At 66.3% G+C, this 21,842-nt stretch carries 17 protein-coding genes and 1 tRNA gene; 1 reads left to right on the top strand and 17 read right to left on the bottom strand.

Annotation, left to right across the window (positions count from 1 at the left end; translation table 11 throughout):
- Positions 1–4 precede the first annotated feature (4 nt).
- From E4L96_RS09385 to E4L96_RS09315, 15 genes are all read right to left on the bottom strand, one after another.
- Positions 5–913 carry a glycosyltransferase gene (locus E4L96_RS09385; RefSeq protein ID WP_167758644.1) on the bottom strand — a complete coding sequence of 303 codons (909 nt, stop codon included), beginning with the start codon at positions 911–913 and terminating at the stop codon, positions 5–7.
- A 155-nt stretch (positions 914–1,068) separates the two neighbouring features.
- Positions 1,069–2,286, bottom strand: coding sequence for a glycosyltransferase (locus E4L96_RS09380; protein ID WP_135206949.1), 1,218 nt, complete (start codon positions 2,284–2,286; stop codon positions 1,069–1,071).
- 36 nt (positions 2,287–2,322) lie between these two features.
- Positions 2,323–4,572, bottom strand: a complete 2,250-nt coding sequence (locus E4L96_RS09375) for a heparinase II/III domain-containing protein (protein WP_135206948.1) — start codon at positions 4,570–4,572, stop codon at positions 2,323–2,325.
- Between the two features lie 174 nt (positions 4,573–4,746).
- Positions 4,747–6,312 (bottom strand): polysaccharide biosynthesis protein, encoded by a 1,566-nt coding sequence (locus E4L96_RS09370; protein ID WP_135206947.1) that lies wholly within the window; start codon positions 6,310–6,312, stop codon positions 4,747–4,749.
- A gap of 13 nt (positions 6,313–6,325) precedes the next feature.
- Positions 6,326–7,975, bottom strand: a complete 1,650-nt coding sequence (locus E4L96_RS23635) for a hypothetical protein (RefSeq protein ID WP_167758643.1) — start codon at positions 7,973–7,975, stop codon at positions 6,326–6,328.
- Between the two features lie 13 nt (positions 7,976–7,988).
- Positions 7,989–8,678: an exosortase-associated protein EpsI, B-type gene (epsI, locus tag E4L96_RS09360; RefSeq protein ID WP_135206946.1), complete on the bottom strand. Its 690-nt coding sequence runs from the start codon at positions 8,676–8,678 to the stop codon at positions 7,989–7,991.
- The gene (gene xrtB, locus E4L96_RS09355) at positions 8,675–9,610 is read right to left on the bottom strand and encodes an exosortase B (protein ID WP_229414353.1); all 936 of its coding nucleotides are present in this window, start codon (positions 9,608–9,610) and stop codon (positions 8,675–8,677) included. Before xrtB ends, epsI begins: the two co-directional genes overlap by 4 nt.
- Complete coding sequence (gene epsG, locus E4L96_RS09350; RefSeq protein ID WP_229414351.1) at positions 9,611–10,489, bottom strand: chain length determinant protein tyrosine kinase EpsG; 879 nt, start codon at positions 10,487–10,489, stop codon at positions 9,611–9,613.
- A 13-nt stretch (positions 10,490–10,502) separates the two neighbouring features.
- Complete coding sequence (epsF, locus tag E4L96_RS09345; RefSeq protein ID WP_135206944.1) at positions 10,503–11,912, bottom strand: chain length determinant protein EpsF; 1,410 nt, start codon at positions 11,910–11,912, stop codon at positions 10,503–10,505.
- A 13-nt stretch (positions 11,913–11,925) separates the two neighbouring features.
- Positions 11,926–12,714 carry a polysaccharide export protein EpsE gene (gene epsE / locus E4L96_RS09340; RefSeq protein WP_135206943.1) on the bottom strand — a complete coding sequence of 263 codons (789 nt, stop codon included), beginning with the start codon at positions 12,712–12,714 and terminating at the stop codon, positions 11,926–11,928.
- 57 nt (positions 12,715–12,771) lie between these two features.
- On the bottom strand, positions 12,772–13,725 hold the full coding sequence (locus tag E4L96_RS09335; protein WP_229414349.1) for an EpsD family peptidyl-prolyl cis-trans isomerase: 954 nt from the start codon (positions 13,723–13,725) through the stop codon (positions 12,772–12,774).
- Positions 13,726–13,988: 263 nt separating this feature from the next.
- Complete coding sequence (locus E4L96_RS09330; protein WP_135206942.1) at positions 13,989–15,374, bottom strand: undecaprenyl-phosphate glucose phosphotransferase; 1,386 nt, start codon at positions 15,372–15,374, stop codon at positions 13,989–13,991.
- 38 nt (positions 15,375–15,412) lie between these two features.
- On the bottom strand, positions 15,413–16,615 hold the full coding sequence (gene epsL, locus E4L96_RS09325) for an XrtB/PEP-CTERM-associated polysaccharide biosynthesis outer membrane protein EpsL (RefSeq protein WP_135206941.1): 1,203 nt from the start codon (positions 16,613–16,615) through the stop codon (positions 15,413–15,415).
- A 56-nt stretch (positions 16,616–16,671) separates the two neighbouring features.
- Positions 16,672–17,400, bottom strand: coding sequence for a CAAX prenyl protease-related protein (locus tag E4L96_RS09320; protein ID WP_229414347.1), 729 nt, complete (start codon positions 17,398–17,400; stop codon positions 16,672–16,674).
- Positions 17,401–17,413: 13 nt separating this feature from the next.
- Positions 17,414–19,330, bottom strand: coding sequence for an ATP-binding cassette domain-containing protein (locus E4L96_RS09315; RefSeq protein ID WP_135206940.1), 1,917 nt, complete (start codon positions 19,328–19,330; stop codon positions 17,414–17,416).
- 106 nt (positions 19,331–19,436) lie between these two features.
- On the opposite strand from E4L96_RS09315, the gene E4L96_RS09310 reads away from it, so the two are divergent.
- A tRNA-Arg gene (locus E4L96_RS09310) sits at positions 19,437–19,511 on the top strand.
- A 35-nt stretch (positions 19,512–19,546) separates the two neighbouring features.
- Here E4L96_RS09310 and E4L96_RS09305 read toward each other — a convergent pair.
- Both E4L96_RS09305 and E4L96_RS09300 read right to left on the bottom strand, forming a co-directional pair.
- Positions 19,547–19,735 (bottom strand): hypothetical protein, encoded by a 189-nt coding sequence (locus tag E4L96_RS09305; protein ID WP_135206939.1) that lies wholly within the window; start codon positions 19,733–19,735, stop codon positions 19,547–19,549.
- Between the two features lie 14 nt (positions 19,736–19,749).
- Positions 19,750–21,842: c-type cytochrome (locus tag E4L96_RS09300; protein ID WP_135206938.1), on the bottom strand; the 2,093-nt coding region annotated here is incomplete at its 5' end.

The raw sequence follows: 21,842 nt of genomic DNA, 5'->3' as shown, positions 1-21,842 counted from the left end.
TGGATCAGGCAAGCAGGAATTGTTCGATTTCCTGGCCGGGACTGCCGCGCTGCTCCAGCCGCTGGCCCGCCTTGCGGATGGTGTCGGCCAGGGTGGCGCGGAAGCTGTCGTCGGACAGGGCGCGCTGCAAGGTGGCGCGCATGGCGGCCACGTCGTCGTGGTCGACGAAGCCTGGGTAGTCGCGGCCGAGGTATTCCTCGATCGATTCGTGGCGCGTGGCGACCAGCGGCTTGCCGTTGCGCAGCACGCGCAGCAGCACGCTCTGCCCGCAGGCTTCGCCCTGGCTCTTGAGCGGCATGGCGACCACGCGGCTCTTCGCCAGCAGCTGCTCGAATTCGGTCTCGGGCAGGTCGCGCAGGATGGTGGTGCGCGCGGTGACGGGCGCGCTGATCTGGTTGCGGCTGGAGGCCACGATCACCAGCGGGGCCGGCACGTCGGCGGCGGCGGACAGCAGCAGGTCGTAGTCGCGGTTGGAATAGCCGCCGGTGAAGATGGAGCCATCGTCGGTCTGCTGGTCGACGCGGCCGTTCAGTTCCTGGCGCCACAGGTGCTGGTAGATCGAGGCGGCCGGGATGCCAACGTTGTCGACCAGGTTGCGCGCCTCGCCGGGCGAGAAGGTGATGAAGCCCAGCTCGGGAAAGCGCAGCCCCTTCCACACCACATTGATGATGCGGCGCGCCTTGGCGCTGTGGACGAAGCAGGCCATCACGAGGATCTTGTGCGGGCGCGGCAGGATGCCGAGCTTGATGGCGGCCAGCACAGGCAGCGCCTGCCATCCGATCACGAGCACGCGGTCGGCGCGCGTCCACAGGGTACGCGCGCGCCAGATCTTGCGGGAGAACATCGACGCCAGGATGGCGAACTTGCCGCGGAACTGGGAGGGGGACACATCGTCCGGCCCCAGGTTGGTCACCTTTGCTCCGCTTGCTACCAAATGTTCAATGACGTCGCGATATCCGCCTGGTTGAGACAGCAAAATATGGATCATTGACAAGCTTTCAAAAAGATAAATTCATTATTGCATTTATCCTCGAAAAGCCGAGTTCAATTGGCGCTGAAACGTGCGGGCTACCTCATCTGTCGATAACGCTCGGCGAGGCCGGCGGCCAGCACGCGGTAGCTGCGGTTCTGCTCGATGAACTGCGGTCCTTTCGCGGCTTTGGCACGGGCGGCGGGGCGGTCGGCGAAGATCGCGGCCACGCCCTCGGCCATGGCTTGCGGCGTGCTTTCAGTGAGCCAGCCGGCCTGGCTTTTCGACAACACATGCACCTGGTCCGGCGTGTCGTTGCCCACGCAGGGCATAGCCAGAGCAAGGTACTCCAGCAGTTTGGTGGGAGAGCTGATGTCAAACAGGTCGCCGCGCGGAATATAGGAAATCGCCGCGTCAGCGCCTGCCAGCAGGGGTAAGGCTTGTTCCGATGGCAACCAGCCGGTGATGTGGATCGCGTCTGCAAGGCCGAGCGCGGCAGCGTGGGCGCGCAGCGTGACCACGTCCGACGGCGTGGGGGAGTCGCCGATCAGCAGCAGGCGCGCGGTGGGCCAGTTCAACTGGGTGCGCAGAAGGTGCAGCGCGTCCAGCACCTTGTCGATGTGGCGCGAGCTGTCCAGGGTGCCCAGGTAGGCCAGTACGGGGATGCCGTCCCAGCCGTCCCGGCGCCGACCCTGCACGGTGGCCAGGCCCAGCTTTTCCGTGTCGACGCCCATCGGGACGGCGTACATCTTGCTGCGGGCGATGCCGCGCGCGGCCATGCGGTCCAGCATGGCGTCGCTTTGCACGAACACGGCGTCGGCGCGTGGCAAAACAATCTTGTAGAGGAGCCAGCGCTCCACCAGTCCCTTCCACAGCACCAGCGTGTAGTGCAGGCTGCGGCGGCGCGCCAGCTCGCTGCGGGCGCGCTCGATGCGGCCCTCGCTGATGAGGAAGGAGACCCAATAGGCGAAACGCATCCCGCGCAGGCGGGCGATCAGCAGCACCAGCAGGCCGATGGAGACCATGTCGCGCACCTGGAGCACGTCGCAGGCGCGCTTGTCGGCGGTCCAGGCGGCGCGCAGGCAGAGCCCGGCGAAGGCCAGCTCATTGCGCCAGCGTTTGCCGTGTTTGGGGGGACGGCGCGCGCTGGCAAAAGCGTGCCCGTCAAGCTCGCCCTGCCCTGCCTTGCCGACGATGTCGCACAGCACGGCGTGGCGCGGCAGGTATTTGCCGAACAGCGTCGCCACGTCCGCACGGAACGAGGGCAAGGCTTCGGGGACGAGTTGCAGCAGGCGGAAGGGGCGCGGTTCTGTCACGGCTGGGTTAGCTGAACAAAAAACGCGCCGATTCTACTATCTGGGCACCGAAATCGACTGGGACCCGACCACAATCGTGCGCGTAGTGCTGCCATCGGTGATCTTGATGTTGGGTTTGCGGCAGCCCACGTCCACCAGCATCAGGAACTCCCCCTTGGTCGAGGACGGCGTGGTCCAGGCGCCGTGGTACTCCGCGGTGCCCGGTTTCGGGGCCGGCCCCTGGCGCACGCCGAACCTGATCTGGTAGGCGGTGTCGTTGATCAGCGGACGCACGCACACCTTGGCAGTGCCATTGGTCACGGTGATGGAGGCGGCCGCGCCCTGCACCATCGGCGTGGGCGTGTGCACGTTCCATTCCCACACGTGCGCGGCCGGAGCGCGGATCGCGTCCTGGATCACGTAGGCGTCCTGGCTGCGCAGGTACCACACGCGGCGCACGGCGGAATTGACCACGGAGCCGTAGGCGGCGGTGGCGTCGCCCTCGGTGTAGTCCAGCGTGGCGGTGCTGGAGAACGCCGTGATGCGGCCGTTGCGGCCCAGGTTGATCGTGTTGCCGTCCACCAGCTGGCCCTTGCCGCCATCGTAGGTGATGGTGTTGTGGGCCTTGCTCTGGCGGTACCAGTCCTTGAACAGCGGCGAGCCGTAGTAGTCCTCGTAGCCGGCCTCGATCAGCAGCGGCTGGCCATCGGCGTTCAGCACGAAGCCGTTCTGGTCGCCATGGCTGTGGTTGTACGAGCCGTAGGGGCTGGACTTGAACAGCAGCGAGGTGCGGCCCAGGTCGCTGATGCTGCTGTGCATGGCCACCCAGCCGATGCTGGGGAACAGCGCGGCATTGGGCGGCGCGGTGCTGCCCTTGGCGGTCTTGTACGGCAGCGGGTACGGGGCTTGCAACAGGGTCAGCGTGTCTTCGTCGCCGGTGATGGCGTTGGCGTACCAGGCGGCCTGCGGGCTGGCGAAGCGCGAGGCGTAGGCCTTCATCATGCGCCAGTCGGGTGCGGTCTCGTGCTCGTCGCCGAACACGTGGCGCGTGGAACCCGGCGGCAGGAACTCGGCGAAGAACTGCAGGAAGCCGGTGGCCCAGGGCTTGGTGAACAGGTTCACGCCGGTGGCCTGCGTCAGCGGCTGCCAGATCTGGAGCGCGTAGTCGGCGGTGTACTGGGCATAGGCAGTGCCGTTGGCGAAGCCGCCTTCCGGGCCGCTCCAGGCATACACGGAGTTGATGTAGGCGCGCACCGAGAAGTCGAACCATTTCGAGGCGTCCGGAATGTCGCCCACGGCCAGCGCCGAGATCACGGCCAGGAAGCCGAGGTTGGTGCCGCCATGGGAATCGAACGGGTACTGGTCTATGCGGCCATTGCTGCCGGACAGGTCGGCGTAGATGGCGTTGGTGCGGGTGGCCACCGTGGCGAGCCATTTCGCGCGCCGGGTGCTGTCCAGGTCGCTCCACAGCAGGTCGGCGGCCTTGATCAGGGACAGCGCGATCACGCGGGTGCCCTGGTCCTGGTTGGCGTAGCTGGTGGGGCCGGTCGGGCTCAGCGCAGCGAGCTGGTCGCCGCGGGCGATGGCTTCGTTCAGGTACTTCCTGTCCAGCGTCAGGCGGTACAGCAGGGCCGCGCCTTCCAGCTGGCGGCCGCTGGTATTGATGCGGGTGCGCACGTCCGCGTTCTGGCTGTTGGCGGCAGCGGTGTTGACGCCCGCGGTGACGAGGGGCCAGTCGGCATCCCTGACCGCCTTCATGGTCGGGATCTTGTAGTCGATCTCGCTCTTCAGGGTGGCCAGGGCCTTGGCCCGTTCGGCCTTGATGTCGGCGGTCCAGCTGGCCGACGGGCTGAAGCCGGCCGGCAACTCGCGCGGGCGCTTGCGGGCGCTGGCGGCGGACTTCAGGGCGGCGTTGTCGGGCACTTCGAAATGGGCGGAGGCGGTGCCGATGTCGAACTCGCGCAGGTCGGACCAGGCCGAGGCCGCCGTGGAATTCGAGGGGCGCACGCGCCACTGGTAGTGGCCGGGCGCGAAGGCCTTGGATGGCAGGTACCAGTTGCGGTCGGTGGTGAAGGTGTAGACCGTGCTGCCGTTCTGGCGCACTTCCACCACGTAGCCGGGCGGATTGGCGCTGTGGCGCGACCACGAGAAGGCGGGCGGATTCTGGGGCTGGACCTGGAAATTGGCGGGGGCGGGACGCACCGCTTCCAGCTGGGTGGAGACGACCCAGTCGGCGCGGGCGGCGCCGGACAGGGCCAGGCACGAGAGCAGCAGCGTGTGCATCGTGCCGGACAGACGGGACTGCATGAGAACCTCCGGAATTGAACTGGCGACTTACATTGGTCCAAATATACGCTGCTGGACCGGTCGCCAAAAAGGCGTAATACAGAATTATTTGTCGTCTTCTTGCCGCTTTGTCACAGGAACTGTCGCTATTTCGGCACAAACATGTCAGACCCATCACGCCTTTTGTCAGTGTGATCAGGCCACCGAGAACGGCCGGATCAGCTTGGCGAGACGGGGTGACACCCCCTGGATGGAGGTCACTTCTGCCGCATGGAACAGCCCGGTCACGCGCAGGGCCGCGACGAACACCAGCGCGGTGAACAGCGCGGCGGCCAGGGTCAGCGCGTGGCTGGGCGGGAGCAGCAGGAGCACCCGTCCCGCCAATGCCGCCGCGGCTGTCGCGCCCGCCAGGCGCAGCCACATGCCGGAGTTCAGGCCGAGGCCATGCTGCAGGATCGGTTCGCGGCTCACCCGCCGCAGCCACAAGTAGACCGCGAAGTACGGCAGGGTCGCGGCCAGCACCAGCAGATAGGTATTGCGGCTCCAGGCGGCCAGCGCCAGCACGCCCAGGAACGGCAACGCCATGCGCATCCACAGCTTGTTGTGGGGGCCGATGCGGCCGACCGGATTGAGCACGAAGAACAGCGATTCGCCCAGGGTCAGGCCGGTGATCTGCAGGGCGATCAGGGCGGCCAGGATCACCTGGCTGCCGTAGCGGTCATGGGTGATCCAGTCGATCAGCGGCTGTCCGGCGCCGAGCAGGATGGCGATGCCGAGGAACACGATGCTGTAGTTCACGCGGATCAGCAGGGTCACCGTCATGCGCACCCGTTCGGCGTTCTGGCGCACCGCGTAGTCGCGCGCCAGCGCCGGTTCCAGAATGCCCTTGAGCAGGAACACGGGCATGAACATGTAGGCGCGGTCCGAAAGCGTCTGGAAGAAGCCGAAAGCGGCCACCATCACCGGCGTGGCCACCGCGCCCACGATCAGCTTGAGCAGCGCGCCCTTGAACGGCAGGCTGAGCAGGTAGGCGGCCTGGGTGCCGAGCGCGTCGTGGCACAGCTCGCGCCAGGTGAAGCCGAAAGCCCACGGCGTGCGGCCGGACGGCCCTTCGCGCTGGCGCCGCATGTGGCGCAGTTCCAGCGCCAGCACCAGGGCCATGCCGGTGGCCTGGGCCAGCTCGGTGTACGAGAACACGCGCGCCACGTCCAGCGCCGTCAGCGAGCCGTGCAGCATGATGCCGAACACGCAGGCGAGGCGCACCGCGCCCGCCACCATGAAGAAGGCGGCCTGGGTGCGCTGCTGGCCCACGCTGTTGCAGAAGATGAGGAGGCTGTCGGTGCAGGCTTGGGCGATGGCGTACAGCGCCGTCTGCATCTTGATTTCCTGCAGCTGGGCCACGAGCTGGGACGGCAGCAGATGCCAGGAGGCCAGCGCCAGGATCGCCAGCAGGGTCGCCATCAGCAGCAGGCGCGCGCCCAGCATCGCGCCCATCAGGGCCGCCGCCTCGCGCCAGCGCAAATGCTCGCGCAGGGGCGGCATGAAGCGGTAGATCACGCGGTCCATGCCGAACATGGTGACGAACACCAGTACCGCCGTGCCCGCGACAAAGATGGTGTAGGACGCGTAGTGGTCCACGCTCAGGTGGCGCACCAGCACGAACTGGGTCAGCAGCGAGACAATCGCCACCCCGACCTTGGCGATGGCAAACCACTTGGCTTGCAGCACCACGCGCGAGGCGGCATAGGGGTTGCCGCTCATACCGCCCCCGCCCTCAAGGATGGCCCACGTAGACCGGGGTCGCCATCCGCGTCGGGCGGCGCGCCGGGCGGCGTGGTGCGTCCTCCTCGACCACCACCGCATCCGGCAGCGGAGCGTTGGTGTCCGGCACGCGGAAGCGCGCCATCTGCACGATGCAGCCGAGGCAGAACATCAGGAACAGCTGGGCCGTGGGCTCGTCGAGCTGGGTCCGGTTGTAGATCAGCAGGGTCGCGTAGATGCACAGCACGGCAGTACAGGTTTCGACGATGGCCTTCTGACGCGCACTGCCCTCCCCGCGCCTCAGGTACCTGAAGCCGGTCCAGATCCCGCACAGCAGGATGCCGGTGTAGAACACGGCGCCGACGATGCCTTCGTCCCACAGCAGCACGGCCATGGCGGTGGCGTCGATGGCCAGCGGCTGGTGGCGCTTGGCGACCGAACCGCCGCCGCCGACCAGGCCGCCGGACTTGGAGGCGCCGGGGCCATAGCCCATCAGGCGGTGCGGCAAGGTGGCCTGCGGATCGCGCCACCAGATCGCCAGCGAAGCGCCGCGGCCGACCTCGCCCGTTTTGTAGTCCACGTTGTTGGCGTCGAAGAAGTAATTGGAGGCGCGCTGCTGCTCCTGGTAGGTGCGCATCTTGGCCAGCGGGTCGTTCCAGTACAGCTGGTCGTAGGCGTAGTAGATACTCCCCAGGAGTATCGAGGCCAGGGTGCCGTACACCAGAACGGAGACCACGTTCTTCAGGATCCGCTTGCGCAGCACCACGAAGGTGCAGATCGGCAGCCACAGGAAGGACGCCTTGACCTCGCCCAGCATGATGATGGCCAGCGCCACGCCGCAGATCAGCAGCATGGTGCGGCGCTTCATGATGCCGTGGTTCCAGCGTGCCAGCGCATAGCCGATCACGGCCACGGTGAACAGCACCAGCATCGAGGACAGGCCGCCCGCCAGCGGGGTGCCGCCGAAGGTCCCGACCACCGAGTCGAAGCCGTTGTGGCGCTGGCTGGCGATGAAGAAGTGCTGGTAGATGGTGACCGGCAGCTGCAGGATCACGATGCCGATCGCGATCTTCCACAGGCGGTCGATGCGCTCCGGGGCCCAGTAGAACCACAGGAAGGACGCCAGCACCCCGAACATCACGAGATTCGACTTGACGGCCGAGATCAGCTGGCCGAGGCCGGGCCGGTTCAGCAGCACGCTGGCGCCGTAGCAGATGAAGTACAGCACCGCACACGCGATCACGCCGGTGGCGGCCTTGCCGGGCTTGATGACCTGCCGGGTGCGGCGCAGGAACACCATGTCCATCAGCACGCGGAAGATGAACAGGCCGCCGAGGCCGGTCGCGACCCAGACCGCGGCGTGGATGCCGCCGAAGTACAGCGCCGAGCCCTGGATCAGGAAGGTGACCACGAACATCACCTGCAGGAACACGTTGGCGTCCACCACGAAGGTGGCCAGCATGGCGAACAGCGCGCCGGCCACGATGGCCAGCAGGATCGGGGCGTCCAGCCCGGCCACGGCGCCGATCACGAAGGCGGCGAAGGTGAGCGGCAGCAGCATCAGCGCCGACAGGCGCCGGCCCCGCGCCGCGTCGCGCTGGGCAAAATGGGGATTGGTGGCGCGGACGCTCGGCGGCTTGCGCTTGAATGAGGGGAACTTCATACCAAGTGCTACGTCAGGCGTCCTTGAATACGCCGATCAGGCGGGTGCGGCCGGGCGCCTGCATGGCCTGCAACAGCTCGCCGATGAAGCGGTCGTGCACCTTGTAGGCGCTGTCCGGATCGCGGTCGATGTTGGAGATCCGCACCAGCATGCCGTCCGGGATGGTGCCCGTCAGCCCGTATTTGAGTTCGGTGAGGCGCTGGTCCATGCCCGGCTTCACGGCCTTGTTGCCGATCGTGATCCAGTAGCTGATCGGCTCGTAGCGTGCGCCGTTCACGGCCATCAGGCGCTTGACCGGCAGCTCGCCGTAGGGGGTGTGCAGCGCGTCGTTGCCCTGGCGCGTGATCTCGAAGCCTTGGGCGGCATAGCAGATCTCGGGCTTGTGCACGCCCATGTTGTCGCCCTGGTCGCCGCCATAGGCCAGCGACAGCATGATGCGCTCGCCTTCGCGGTTGATGTAGGTGCGCGCCAGCACCTGGTTGTAGATGCGGTTCAGCTTGGCCTGGGTCTCGGGGTCGACCTGCAGCGGGACGATGGTCTCGTCCACGCGCCATTCGCCGAACTGGCGCGGGACCATGTCCTCCAGGTTGAACTTGGCCTGCATGTCGGCGATCTTGACATGCGGCGTGAGCGCGGCCGCCACAACGGCCGAGCCGGCCATGGTGGCGCCGAGCACCAGGGATACGATCAGGGACTTTTTCATTTGGCGTTGACTTCACGGACGTCCTGCACGGCCGGCGCCGCCCGCCGGCGCGCCCGGCGCCGGGCGTACCACTGGAGGGCGGAGTCCATCGACAGGATCAGGACCAGGGCGGTCACGAACAGGACCATGCCGGCGAAGCCATGCAGGAAGCCCTGCCCGGCAGCGTCGCCGAGGTAGTAGGTGACGAGGGTCAGCACGATCACGCGGATCACGTTGGCCGTGAACGAGATCGGCACGATGGCCAGCGCCAGGCCAACGTTGCGGAACACCGAGGTGTGGCGCACCACGTTCAGGTAGAACAGGCCCAGCGCTTCCAGGGTCAGCAGGGTCTGCAACCCGGCGCAGGCGTCGGCCACCATCAGCTGGTACTGCCCGATCTGCAGGATCACGCCGTTGCGCGCGATCGGCAGGCCGGCCCAGTACAGCAGGTGTTCGGTGACGTAGGACACCGCCATCTTCATCGGCATGGTGAGCGTGCTGACCACCGGGGCCGGCAGCGGAATCATGAACAGCATGAAGAAAAACGGGAACCACTGGGCCTTGAGCGCGGTGCGCCCGAACTTGAGCAGCACCACCGAAGCCAGGATCACGATGAAGGAGCCGATCTCGAAGGCCAGGATGTTCTGCGAGCGGCCCAGCACGTACAGCAGCAGGCCGAAGGCGAACAGCGGCCAGGCGCCCGGCGACGCCGGGGTGCCGGCGCACTTGGCCAGCATCTCCGGCCACTGGCGGTACAGCAGCCACAGCGACAGGGCCAGGATGATCGGCCCGTGTGCCTGCTCCTCGGTGGCCCACAGGCCATGGAACAGGCCCCAGAAAGTCGGCACGAACAGCACCAGCAGGCCGGCCACCACCGGCCACCACTCGGGCAGCTGCTGCTTCAGCACGTCCAGGCTGAGGGGCGAGCGGCGCATGGCGATGGTCTGGCCCATTTAGAAGTCCACCAGGACCGACCCGACCACCTGCGCGCCCAGCGAGTTGACCTGTTCGGCCACGTAGCTGATGTCGTCGATGTGGGTCCGGTTGCGGCGCGCCACCAGCAGCACCCCGCCGACGCGGCCGGCCAGCGCCAGCGCATCGGCGCCATGGGCGAAGGCGGCGGCGTCGTACAGCACCACGTCGTAGCGCTCGGCCAGCCGGTTGTTCAGCTCGCCAAAACCGTGGCGGCTCAGCAGCTCCTGCGGGTTGGGCGGCAGGGTGCCGGACGGCAGCACCGACAGGTCCACGAACTCGTCGATGCGGGCCACGGCCTCCAGGTCGGCGCGGCCGGCCAGCACGTCGGACAGGCCGTGGTGGCCCTGCAGGCCGAAGATCTCCTGCTGGCCCGGGTTGCGCAGGTTGGCGTCCACCAGCAGGGTGTGCTCGCCGAGCTGGGAGAACACCACCGCCAGGTTGGCCGCGAACAGGCTGGTGCCGTCGCCGGAATCGACACCGACGATCACCAGGGCCTTGTGGCGCGAGAACCAGCGCAGCATCAGCTGGCTGCGGATGGCGCGCAGGGTCTCCACCTGGCGCGAGAACGGCTGGTAGGCCGCCACCAGCTGGGGCGAGTACTTGCCCTCGCCTTTCAGCAGGTAGGGATAGTCGAACTGGCGCGCCAGCACCTGCTGGATGTCGGCCTCGGTGATCAGGCCCAGGCGCTGGGCCGCCTCGCCGAAGCGGATCCCGAGTTCCTTCTGCATGCGCAGCACGGTCTCGGCGTTCTCCGGCGTGATCTTCCCCTGTTCCAGCAACAGGCCGCCGATCGACGAATCGTTGTTGCGCGCGGCCGCGGGCTGCGGCGGCGCGACATGCAGTGCGGGTTGGGTCATGTTCGTATCCATGTCATTGCAGCCGCAGGCGGCGCGGCGTCAGGGGGTTGGGCAGGTGGAAGCGGCGGCGGGTCGGCGGCGTCCAGTCGATCACGCCGAGCACCGGCACCTGCGCGATCTCGACCAGGTCGCCTTCCGAACGGACGCGGCGGTCCAGCATCTCGGCCAGCAGCGCCAGGCCCAGGCCCAGCATCCCGCCCAGGAACACCGACAGCACCGTGTTCAGGAGGATGCGCGGGCTGGACGGCTCGGTCGGCGCGGTCGCCGGATTCAGGATGGCGATGTCGGACTGGTCGGACGAACCTTCCAGCCGGGTCTGCGACTGGCGCTGGGTGGCGGCGTCGAAGGCATGCTGGGCCGATTCGACATCCTTGACCAGCACATTCATCTCGTCGCGGGCGCGGTTCAGGGCCAGGACCTTGGTCTTCTGCTCGGCCAGCGCTTCCTTCAGCACGGCTTCGCGCGCGCCCAGGATGCTGGCGTTGTTGGACACGCTGTTCGAAGTTACCCGGGTTTGGGTGGCCAGCTCGGAGCGCAGGCGCGCCACCTCGGCCGACTGGCTCTGGTACAGCGGATGGTTGCGGCCCAGGCGGGCGCCGGCCTCGGCCAGCTTGGACTCGGCCTGCGCCAGGTTCGACTTGAGATTCTGGATCAGCGGGCTCTGGGTCACGTCGGGCATCTCGGCGTAGTTCGCGCCGCGCGCCATGTTGCCGCGCGACTGGGCCTCGGCCAGCTGGCTCTGCACGCCGACCAGCTGCACCGACAGGTCGTTCAGGCGGGTGGTCTCGACGTCCAGGCGGCTGTCGACGTTGACGATGCCGTGGTCCTGCTGGTACTTGGAGAGCTTGGATTGCGCCGTCTCCAGGTTGTCGCGCAGCTGCTTGGTCTGCTCGTTGAAATAGGACGAAGCTTTCTTCATCGGCTCGGTCTTGAGCGCGACGTTGAGCTTCTGGTACTCGTCGGCGAAGGTGTTGGCGACGTTGGCGGCGAAGTTCGGATCGCTGCCCTTGAACGACACCTCGATCACGCTCGACTCGCGCGAGGGGTTGACCTCGAGGCGCTTCATCAGCGCCTCGGCCAGCCAGTCCTCGACGCGGCCCTTGCCGCCGGTGGCCTCGGCGAACTGCTGGCGCACCGCCGGGTTATTGGCCAGGTGCAGCGCCTCGACCACGCGCAGCGCCACGTTCTTGCTGCTGAGGATGTCGATTTGGGTCGCCATGTAGCCGGGCATGAGCTGGCCGGGCATCATCACGCCAGTCAGCGGATCCACGCCCTTGTAGTTGATGACGACGCTGGTCGAAGCCTTGTACGACTTCGGCAGCAGCAGGCTGACCACGAGCGTGGTGACGACCGTGACCAGCAGCGTCATCAGGATGATGCGCTTGCGGGCCTTGAGGATCAGGAGAAACTGGGCGAAATTCATGGCATACCTCGGTTTAGAACCAGCTTTCCTTCACGTACACGACGTCGTCGGTCTGGAGCAGGTCATTCTGTTTGGCGTCGATGGTGCGCAGGCCGCCGCTGCCGTCGCGGCGCTTGATCTGCAGGCCGCGCTCGGTACCGCGCAGGGTCAGGCCGCCGCCGGCCGATAGCGCCTGGGTGACCGTCATGCCGCGTTCGAGGCGGAAGGCGCCGGGGCGCTGCACTTCACCGTAGATGTAGAACTTGGGCGCGCGTTCGACGTAGATCACATCGTTGGCCGCCAGGTCGTAGTCCTTGGTCAGCTGGCCGGTACGGACCATCTCGATCACGTCAACCTGCTCGGTGGTGGTCTGGCCGTTGCGGGTGCGGATCACGTTGACCACGTCGCCGCCGTCCTGGGCGATGCCGCCGGCCTGGGCCAGCAGGTCCATCAGGCTGCGCTTGCCGCCTTCGAGCGGGTAACGGCCCGGGCGGTTCACCTGGCCCAGCACCGACACCTGCTGGCTCTGCACCTGCGTGACGTTGATCGTCACGGCCGGCTTCTTCAGGTAGCCGCCGGATTCGAGCATGGAGGCGATCTTCTTCTCCGCGGCGGGCACCGACAGCCCGCCCACGGTGACCTGGCCGATCAGCGGAAAGGTGATCGAGCCGGCGTCGGTGATGCGGGTTTCGATGGCCATGTCCGGGTTGCCGTAGACGCTGACCTTGATGACGTCGCCGGGGCCGAGGGTGTCGGCGGCGGATGCGAAGTTGAACGTGAGCAGCAGCAGGGCTGCCATGGCGATATGCAGTAAGCGTTTCATGTGAGGTTCAATCCTGTGAGAGGTTGAAAGTGACCGAAGGACGGCGCCAGAGGCGCGTCACTTCAGGCCGGCCACGCCGCGTTCGGTGGAGCCGTCGGCAGCTGCGGTGGTCGTCGCTTCCGGAGCGGCGGCCGTGGCGGCTGCGCCCGGTGCGCCCGGACCGGTGGTCGCCGGGGCTGTCTGGCCGTTCAGGTATTCGATCTTGGCGGTCGAACGCAGGCGGGCCAGTTCAGCTTCCGCAGCTTCCTTGTTTTTCTTATTTAACAGGAATTGTTCAATTTGCGGCGCAGCGGTGGCGAGCGTGACCGGAGCGTCCTTGACCTCGCTGACGGCCAGGAACAGCGCGCGCTGCGGCTCGCGCACGACGAACAGCTGGCCCTTCGGCGTGGACGCCAGCTTGTTGGACAGCTCAACCGGCATGTCCGACGTCGAGCGCGTCACTTGGCCGCGCTGGTAGGGAATCTTGTGCGAGTCCAGCCACGCGGCCAGCTCGTCCAGCCCATGCGCGCTGTCGGACGCGGCCTTCAGTTCGTCCGTCATGTTGGCGCCCGACACGAGCAGCTCGTTCATGACGTACTGCTTGCGGTTGGAGAAGAACTGCGGGTTCTTGTTGAAGTAGTCCTCGACCTCCTGCTTGCCCGGCTTGGCGACGTTGCCGATGTGCTTTTGCAGATAGGCCTGGGCGATGATCAGCGACTTGGCGCGCTCCACGGCCTGCACGACCTTGGGATCGCGGTCCAGCTTTTCCTTCTCCGCTTCGGTTTGCAGCAGCTGGCGGTCGACCAGCACCTGCAGCAGCTGCTTGCGCGCGGCCTCCTGCTGGGCGGGCTGGACATTGGCCCGCGCCATCTCCTCGTTCAGCTGCAGGACCGTGATTTCCTGGCCGTTGACGCTGGCGAGCGCTTGCCCGGGCTTGTGCTCCTGGGTGCTCTTGCTGCAGCCGGCCAGCGTGGCCAGGGCCACCATCACAGCCGCGCTCACCAGGGTTTTGGAGTGAATGAACTTGTTCAAGATGTCCTCGTGTCGGTTGTCGTGAGTGAGACTTTATTAGTGAAAGTGCAATGGCTTGAAGTTATCACACGTAAAAAAAAACTGGCCACACGAATTGCAATCGTGCACGGGTATGCACTGGGTCAAGACGAACGAGGTATCCCGGCGGGCTTGCCTCGCCACAGCGTACGAGTCATTGATGAGAACAAGTTTGCTCGTGATCAAACGCGCCCCCTTGACAGGGCGCGCAACCGAGCACGACAGCGGTAAGCCGACGCGCGTTTTTAGTAGGCGTTCTCGCGCTTGAGCACGACCTGGATGGTCTTCAGGATGATCCACAGGTCGAGCCACAGCGACCAGCTGCGCAGATAGTCAAGGTCGAAGCGGATCCGCGCTTCCATCTTGTCCAGCGTGTTGGTCTCGCCGCGCATGCCGTTCACCTGGGCCCAGCCGGTGATGCCGGGCTTGACCTTGTGGCGCAGCATGTAACCCTTGATCAGCTTGCGGTACTGCTCGTTGTGCGCCACCGCATGCGGGCGTGGCCCCACGATGCTCATCCGCCCCTGCAGCACGTTGACGAACTGCGGCAGCTCGTCCAGCGAAGTGCGGCGCAGGAACGCGCCGACTTTCGTGATGCGCGGATCGTCCTTGGTGGCCTGGGTGACCACCCCGCCGTTCTCCATCACCCGCATGGAGCGGAATTTGTAGACCATGATCTCCTCGCCGTACAGCCCGTAGCGGCGCTGCGAGAAGATCACCGGCCCCGGCGACGACACCCGCACCGCAATCGCCACCAGCAGCATCACCGGCGCCAGCAGGATCAGGATCAGCGAGGCCAGCACGATGTCGCTGATCCGCTTGATCATCGAATTGAGGCCCATGAATGGCGTCTCGCAGATCGCGATCACCGGCATGCCGCCCACGTTGTCGAAACGGGCCTGCATCAGGTCGAAGATGTAGATGTCCGGCAGGAAGTAGACCGAGGCCGTGGTGTCCTGGAGTTCATCGAGCAGCTTGCGGATGCGCGGCTGCGCCGAGATCGGCTGCGAGATGAAGATCATCTTGGTCGCATGCGCGCGCACGTAGGGCGCGATGTCCTTCATGTTGCCCAGCATCGGGTAGCTCAGCCCGGCCGGATGGCGCTCGTCCGCGCGGTCGTCGAAGAAGCCCTCGACCTTCATGAACAGGTTCGGATGCCGCTCGCACACCTTGGCGAACTTGATGCCGACATCGTTGGCGCCCACGATCAGCACCGAGCGCACCTCGCTGTTGGCCTGCCCCTTGCCGAGGCTCGCCGAGCGCACCACCATGTGGCTGAGCAGCAAGGCGATCGGCGTGGCGACGAACCAGGTCAGCATCACCTTCTCGTCGTAGTAATAGTGCAGCCCGCTCGCATTGCCGAGGAAGATCAGCACCGCCACCGTGACCGCCCACCCGAACACAGTGTCGCGCACGTAGGCGAGCATGCGCCCGCTGCGCCAGGTGCGGTAGGGGTCGATGTGCTGGTACACCGCCGACGAGATGAAGAACGCCAGGATCATCAGGACGAGCGCGTAGCCGCTGAACGGCTCGCCGAACACCATCGAGCAGATATACAGGCTGCCCATGATGATGATCGGGTCCAGCACCCGCTGAAAAAACGAGATGATCGGGATGTCGATCACAGTCATGCAGTTCCTTTGCTTACTTTGTCATGCCGGCCGCGGGATCAGAACTGCGCATTGGCGCTGAACGTGGCTCCGTTGGCCTTGAAGCTGCCCAGCCCCAGCACATTGCTGCCGCTGCGCGTCTGCCGGTAGGCGGACAGGTTCAGCTGGATATGGCGGGTCGGGTTGTAGGTCACGCCCACGGACGAATTGCGCAGCGAGTCGCTGAAGTCGCCCGGGAGGTTCACGCGGACGTCGTACGCGCGCTTCTGGTAGCTGGTCGAGGCGGTGAGCTGGGTCTTGGCGCCGGCGTCGTACTTGGCCTGCAGGCTGGCCCCCTTGTTCAGGCTGTAGCTGACCAGCGAGCTTTCCACCGGCGCGAATTCGCGGAACACCGAGGCCACCAGCGTGGTCTTCCCGCGCGGCGTGTAGGTCACGGTGACGCGGCCATTGGCGCCCGATGCGTCGCGCTCGGTGAACAGCGCGTGCTTGCGGCGCGCCCAGCCGGCCAGCACGTCGACCTGGGTGATGCCGCTGCCCTTCCAGTTGACGCGCGCCTTCAGCTCGTCCTGGCTGAAGTCCTGGTCGTCCACGAAGTTGCCGACCCGGCGCTTGTTCGGGAAATTGCCCTTGAACTTGCGCACCACCAGGCCCGCGTAATTGCCGCTGCGCGCCAGATAGTCGATGCCGGCCTCGGCCAGCTTCTCGGTGCGGTTATTGAACTGCTGGCTGGGCAGCTCGTAATCGAACTTGTCCTGCGTGAACGCGCTGCGCACCCGCCACGCGGAGTGGAAGCGCCACATGGCCTCGAAGAACACGCGGTGTTCGTCGCGCAGGTTGCGCTCGTTGCTGTGGAAGTCGGTGTACGGCGCCAGGGTCTGCTGGTACTCGCCTTCCAGCGTGCCCTCAATATGCGGCCCGACCGCCCACTTCCAGCGCGCCAGCGCGTCCTTGCCGTCATAGTCCAGCTGCTTGAAGTGGTCGAAGCTAACCTTGTTCACCTTCAGATGGGCGTAGATGTCCTGCAGACTGTACTGGTGCTGGAACAGGATGCCGGCGATCGCCGAGCGCATCGCATCGCTGCGCTGGCCGTCGAAGCTGACCCCGTCAGGCAGGCGCAGCAGGTTGTCGTCGTAGGTGTAGCCCACGCCGACGAAAGGATGGAGGGCGTCGCCGTCGCCAGCGAACGCGGGCAGGCCCAGGGCGGCCAGCACCAGCAGCGCCGCTCGCAGGCGCCGCGGGGCACGGAAGGAGGTGGTATGCATTTTGTTCTTGGTCGGCATAGGGATTTCGCTTGTGGGTTGGACGCGAGCAGGCGGTCTCACCAGTAATGCCAATGACCGGTGTGGACCACCCAGATTCCGAGCAGAAAATTGGTGACAGCATGCGCCAAAATGGGAATCCACAACGTACGGTAGCGAACATAAAGCCAGCTATACGCGGCCCCGGCCACGATGCCCGCCAGCCAGAGGTTATGTTCGAAGCCGAACAGGAGCACGGTAACCGCAATGCTCTTGAGGGTTGCTTGCGCGGGATCAACATTTCGGAAATCGGGAGCCACGATCCAGCGCATCAGGAAGGAGCGCCAGAACAGTTCTTCCATGAGGGGAACAATGGCCGCAGCGCCGAAGATGCGCACGGTCACCAGCAGCCAGTCGATCTGGCCGCTGTCGGCGGAGGTGGGATTGAAGCCGCTGGGCGAACCGACCTGCATCCAGGACGCGTTCAGGCTGACCCAGAGAACGAGCACGACGATGCCGGTGGCCACGGCCACGCCGAGCGCGGTGGGCGTGAGAGCTCCGCGTTCGCCGCGCAGCTCGTCATAGTCGCGCCAGAACACGGCCAGCAGGGCCATGACCACGGCGATGCGTACCGCATACAGCCAGCGCAGCTCCTGCAGCGGCACGCCGAAACGTTCGAGGAGGTCGGTCACGGCGATAAAGCCGATGTAGGCGACGAAGGGCGCGATGCGCGCCAGCGACGCCCGGCTGAACATGGCGCCGCCCGTCGGGGGCGGCAGCGCGGTGCCCAGTTGCTCGTGATCCGGCATAGTCCTCCTTACATCATGTGCGCCCCTCGAAGTCTTCCCAGCGCTCGAGGGCCCGCATCAGCTCGTCTTCAATCTGCGCGAAGCGCTCGTTCAAGCGCTTGGCGTCACCCGGGTTGGTGCGGTAGAAGTCGGCGGAGTTCAACTGCGCCGTGATGGCCGACTGCTCATCTTCCAGGCTTGCGATGAGATTCGGCAGCTCTTCCAGCTCGCGTTGCTCTTTATAACTTAATTTCTTTTTTTGCGGCGCAACGGACGAGCTGTTGGCGGGCGCGGGGGCGGCCGGTTTGGACGCAATCGGTTTCGCCGCAACGGCGGGCTGGGCGGACGCCGCGATCGCCGCCTGGGTGCACTCCCAATCGGTGTAGCCGCCCACGAATTCGCGCCAGCGGCCCTCCCCTTCGGCCACGATCACCTGGGTCACCACGTTGTCCAGGAAGGTGCGGTCGTGGCTGACCAGGAACACGGTGCCGGGATAGTCTTCGAGCAGCTCTTCGAGCAGCTCCAGGGTGTCGATGTCGAGGTCGTTGGTGGGCTCGTCCAGCACCAGGCAATTGGCCGGCTTGGCGAACAGGCGCGCCAGCAGCAGGCGATTGCGCTCGCCGCCGGACAGCGACTTGACCGGCGAGCGCGCGCGCTCGGGCGCGAACAGGAAGTCGTTCAGGTAGCTCATCACGTGCTTCTTGGCACCGTCGATTTCCACCCAATCGCTGCCGGGCGAGATGGTGTCCATCAGGCTCGCTTCCTCGTTGAGCTGGGCCCGCATCTGGTCGAAATACGCCACCTGCAGCTTGGTACCCAGGCGCGCGCGGCCGCTGTCCGGCGCTTCCTCCCCCAGGATCATCTTGAGCAGCGTGGTCTTGCCGGCCCCGTTCGGACCGATCAGGCCCACCTTGTCTCCCCGCAGGATGGTGGCCGAGAAGTCCCGCACGATCACTTTCTCGCCATAGCTCTTGTTGATGCCCTCCAGTTCCGCCACGATCTTGCCGGACCGGTCGCCGGTCGCCACGGCCAGCGTCACCTGTCCTTGCTGCTCGCGCCGCGCCGCGCGCTGCAGGCGCAGCGCTTCCAGCCGCCGCACGCGGCCTTCGTCGCGCACCCGGCGCGCTTTCACGCCCTTGCGGATCCACACTTCTTCCTGTGCCAGCACCTTGTCGAACTTGGCCGCCTCGACCTCCTCGATCTCCAGCAGCTCGGCCTTGCGCTGCTGGTAAGTCGAGAAGTTGCCGGGGAAGGACAGCAGCTTGCCGCGGTCCAGCTCGATGATGCGGGTGGCCACGTTGTCCAGGAAGCGGCGGTCGTGGGTGATGAACAGGACCGAGCCCTTGAATTCGCGCAGCAGGCTTTCCAGCCACATGATGGCGCGGAAGTCCAGGTGGTTGGTGGGCTCGTCCAGCAGCAGCACATCGGGGCTGGCGACCAGGGCGACGGCCAGCGCCACCTTCTTCTGCATGCCGCCGGACAGGGTGCCCATCAGGGCATCCTTGTTCAGGCTGAGGCGGTCGAGGGCCGTCTCGACCTTGTTGGCCAGGCTCCAGCCGTCCATCGCGTCGAGCTGGGTTTGCAGCTCGTGCATGCGCTCCATCAGCGCGTCATCATTGCCTTGGCCGAACTGGCCGGTGAGCTGTTCGTATTCCGCCAGCATGGCCTGCTGTGCGCCCATGCCCTGCGCGACGGCGTCGAACACCGTCATCTGCGGGTCGAACTGCGGTTCCTGTTCCACGTAGGCGATGCGCAGGCCCTGCTGCATGACGAGCAGGCCGTCGTCCATCTTCTGGCGTCCAGACAGGATCTTGAGGAGCGAGGATTTGCCGGTGCCGTTCCGGCCGATCAGGCCGACGCGTTCGCCGGCTTCGAGCGAGAACTCCGCGTGGTCGAGCAGCGCGACGTGGCCGAAGGCCAGCTGCGCCGAGGTAAGAGCAATGACAGCCATGATGATCCGCTGAAAACGAGGCGGCTGCGCGAAGGCAGCCGCTGGTGTGGGTAAAGCGTCATTGTACCGCGCGCGGTCGGCTATAATTGCGGCGCTTCAGAGTGTCCTCCCCGTAGCACAATGGATAGTGCACATGCCTCCTAAGCGTGGGATACTGGTTCGATTCCAGTCGGGGGGACCAAACGCCACTCTGCCGTTCTCGCCTTCACCTCCCGGCTATAAAAAAATCGTAGCAAGCATGGCGGCCATGCGCCGGCGATTCCACGTGACGGCATGCAGCTCGCGGTGCAGGTCCGCTTTGGTCAGATGGTCATGCCCGATGAACGCGAGGTCCCGTTCGATCACGGCCAACAGCCTCGCGATTTGCTCAGCCCGCGCCTCACAGCACTGTGAACTCGCTTCCATGGACACATCATTGGTTATTGCCGGAGGTAGCGGGCCAGGGATTCGATCTGCTCGGCCGAGAGGCCCTGCGCCATCGGCTTCATGACGCCGGCGGTGAGAGCGTCGAGGATGCGGGCGTGGGAGCGCGTCTTCAGCAACGTGCGCGGGGGGATGTTGCCGACGGCGTTGTCGTGGCAGGCTGCACACCTCTGCTGGTAGAGAGTGGCGCCGTCAGTGGCTGTCGTCGCAGGCCCTGACGCTGCCGCAGTCATGACGGGTTGGGCTGGCGCCGCAGTGCGTGGCGTGGCGACGAACGGCTTGCCGCCGGGGCCGAAGGCCTGGATGCGGTCGGTGCCGACGAAGACCTGGCCGCCGCCGAACGCGGGTTCGTTGTATTTGCCGCTGGTGGCGAGCTGGCCGGGGGCGCTGCGCCACAGGATGTCGAGCGTGGTGCCGTCCAGCGCGTACAAGACGGGCTGCGGGGCGTCGGACCCGCTCAGCAAGGCGGAGCGGCGGGCGTTTTCGTCGAGGATCCAGACGATGGCATCGCGCGCGCCGTTGCTCGTCACGACCGGCGAACCGGGGTTGCCGAGCACGAGGTCCTTGTTCACGCGGTCAACGCGCAGGTATGGCCTGCCTGGGCGAACCTGTCCGGTTCGCGACGGACGCACCACCTGCAAGCGTGCGACTGATGGCGGAACACTGACCGACGAGCCCAATGCCTGCTTGGTATTCCCGGTGACGTACACAAAATCGTTACGCCCATCGCGATAGGCGGCGGGTACGGAGCGCGCCCGCGCCAGGTCGAGCGCAGCGTCTTCTTCCGAGTACGGGCCGAACACGCTGAGCGGCCCGCGCGTCCCGAACTGCGGCTGCGGCTGCGGTGGCAGCAGCGAGCCGTCGGAGGCCGCGTCCGTGCTGCATGCAGGCCGCCGCTCCAGTCCACCCGGCAGATGATCGCGATCGAGCAGGTAGACGTTGCCCTGCTTCCCGCCCACCGCCATCAAGCGCGGCCCGCCACGGACGGCATCGGGCAGCAGCATCGCCCCACCTGCCCCCAGGTCGATATCGTTCTTCGCCGTGACGCAGTAATTGAATGGCGTGTACGTCCCCTGCAGCACCAGGCCCCTGTCGCGCTGATGCCCCAGCTGGAGCACCGACTGCGTCCAGTCGTGGTCCGAGTTCTGATAGCCCTCGAAGCCGCTGCCCGTCACAACATACACACTGCCCTGCGCATCCACCGCCGGCCCGCCCGCGCCCCAGATCCCGCCGCTGCCCCGGTGCGGCATCGCCACCGCCGCGAACGCACCGCTGACGCGCGGTTGCTGCGTGTCGACCGATACCAGCCACCCGGTCTCCGTCTCGCCAAACACCACATACAGCTGCAACCCGTCGGGACTCAGGTTGAGCGCCCCCCGCTGCACACGGAAATCGAACTTGCGCTTGGGCGGCACACGCTGCGGTCCCGCGTTGGTATTCAGCGTGTTGAAGGTCTCTTCGTCCAGCCGCACCGGCCAGCCGGGAAGCAGCTCACCGCTGCCGATATCGAGCGCGTAGGCCTGCCAGCGGTTCTTCGGATCGCAATGCGTCACATACAGGCGCGCGCGTTCCACGTCGATCACCGGAGTGCTGAGGATCCCTGTCGGCACGCCATCCAGCGGCGCGGGTTGCAGCCTGCATGGCTCACCGAGCCGAGTGCGCCACAGGATGCGCCCCGCCGCGAGATCGCCCTTGCGTGCCGCGTTGATGGCATAGACGTAGCCATTGCTGCTGGCCGCAAACACCACGTTGAAGTCGAGGCCACGATGCGGGCCTTTGGTCATCGCGACCTGATCGAGATACAGCGGCGAGGCATACAGCCGCGCGGGCTGCCCCTCGAAGGCATCCAGTGCGGGCGACTCCCACACCGCGCCGAAGTCCTTGCGCAGCGCAGCGGGCGTGAGCACGGACTCGTTCGCGCGCCAGCCGCTACGCCCCGCGTCCACGTGGAAGGTCACGCGCGCCGGGCGCTGCACCGCAGAGGCCGAAGTCCCCTCCCCGCTGCCGCGCACCTCTCCGGGAGAACGCCCAACGCCGTCCATAACCGCTGCACGCGCCACGCGGCCCGCGCGCACCGGCACGGCCGCAC

This window comes from Zemynaea arenosa (genome assembly GCF_004614185.1).
Taxonomy (GTDB): Bacteria; Pseudomonadota; Gammaproteobacteria; order Burkholderiales; family Burkholderiaceae_D; genus Telluria; species Telluria arenosa.
Note: the sequence above shows the minus strand (reverse complement) of the source record. Positions and strands in the feature narration are given on the sequence as shown.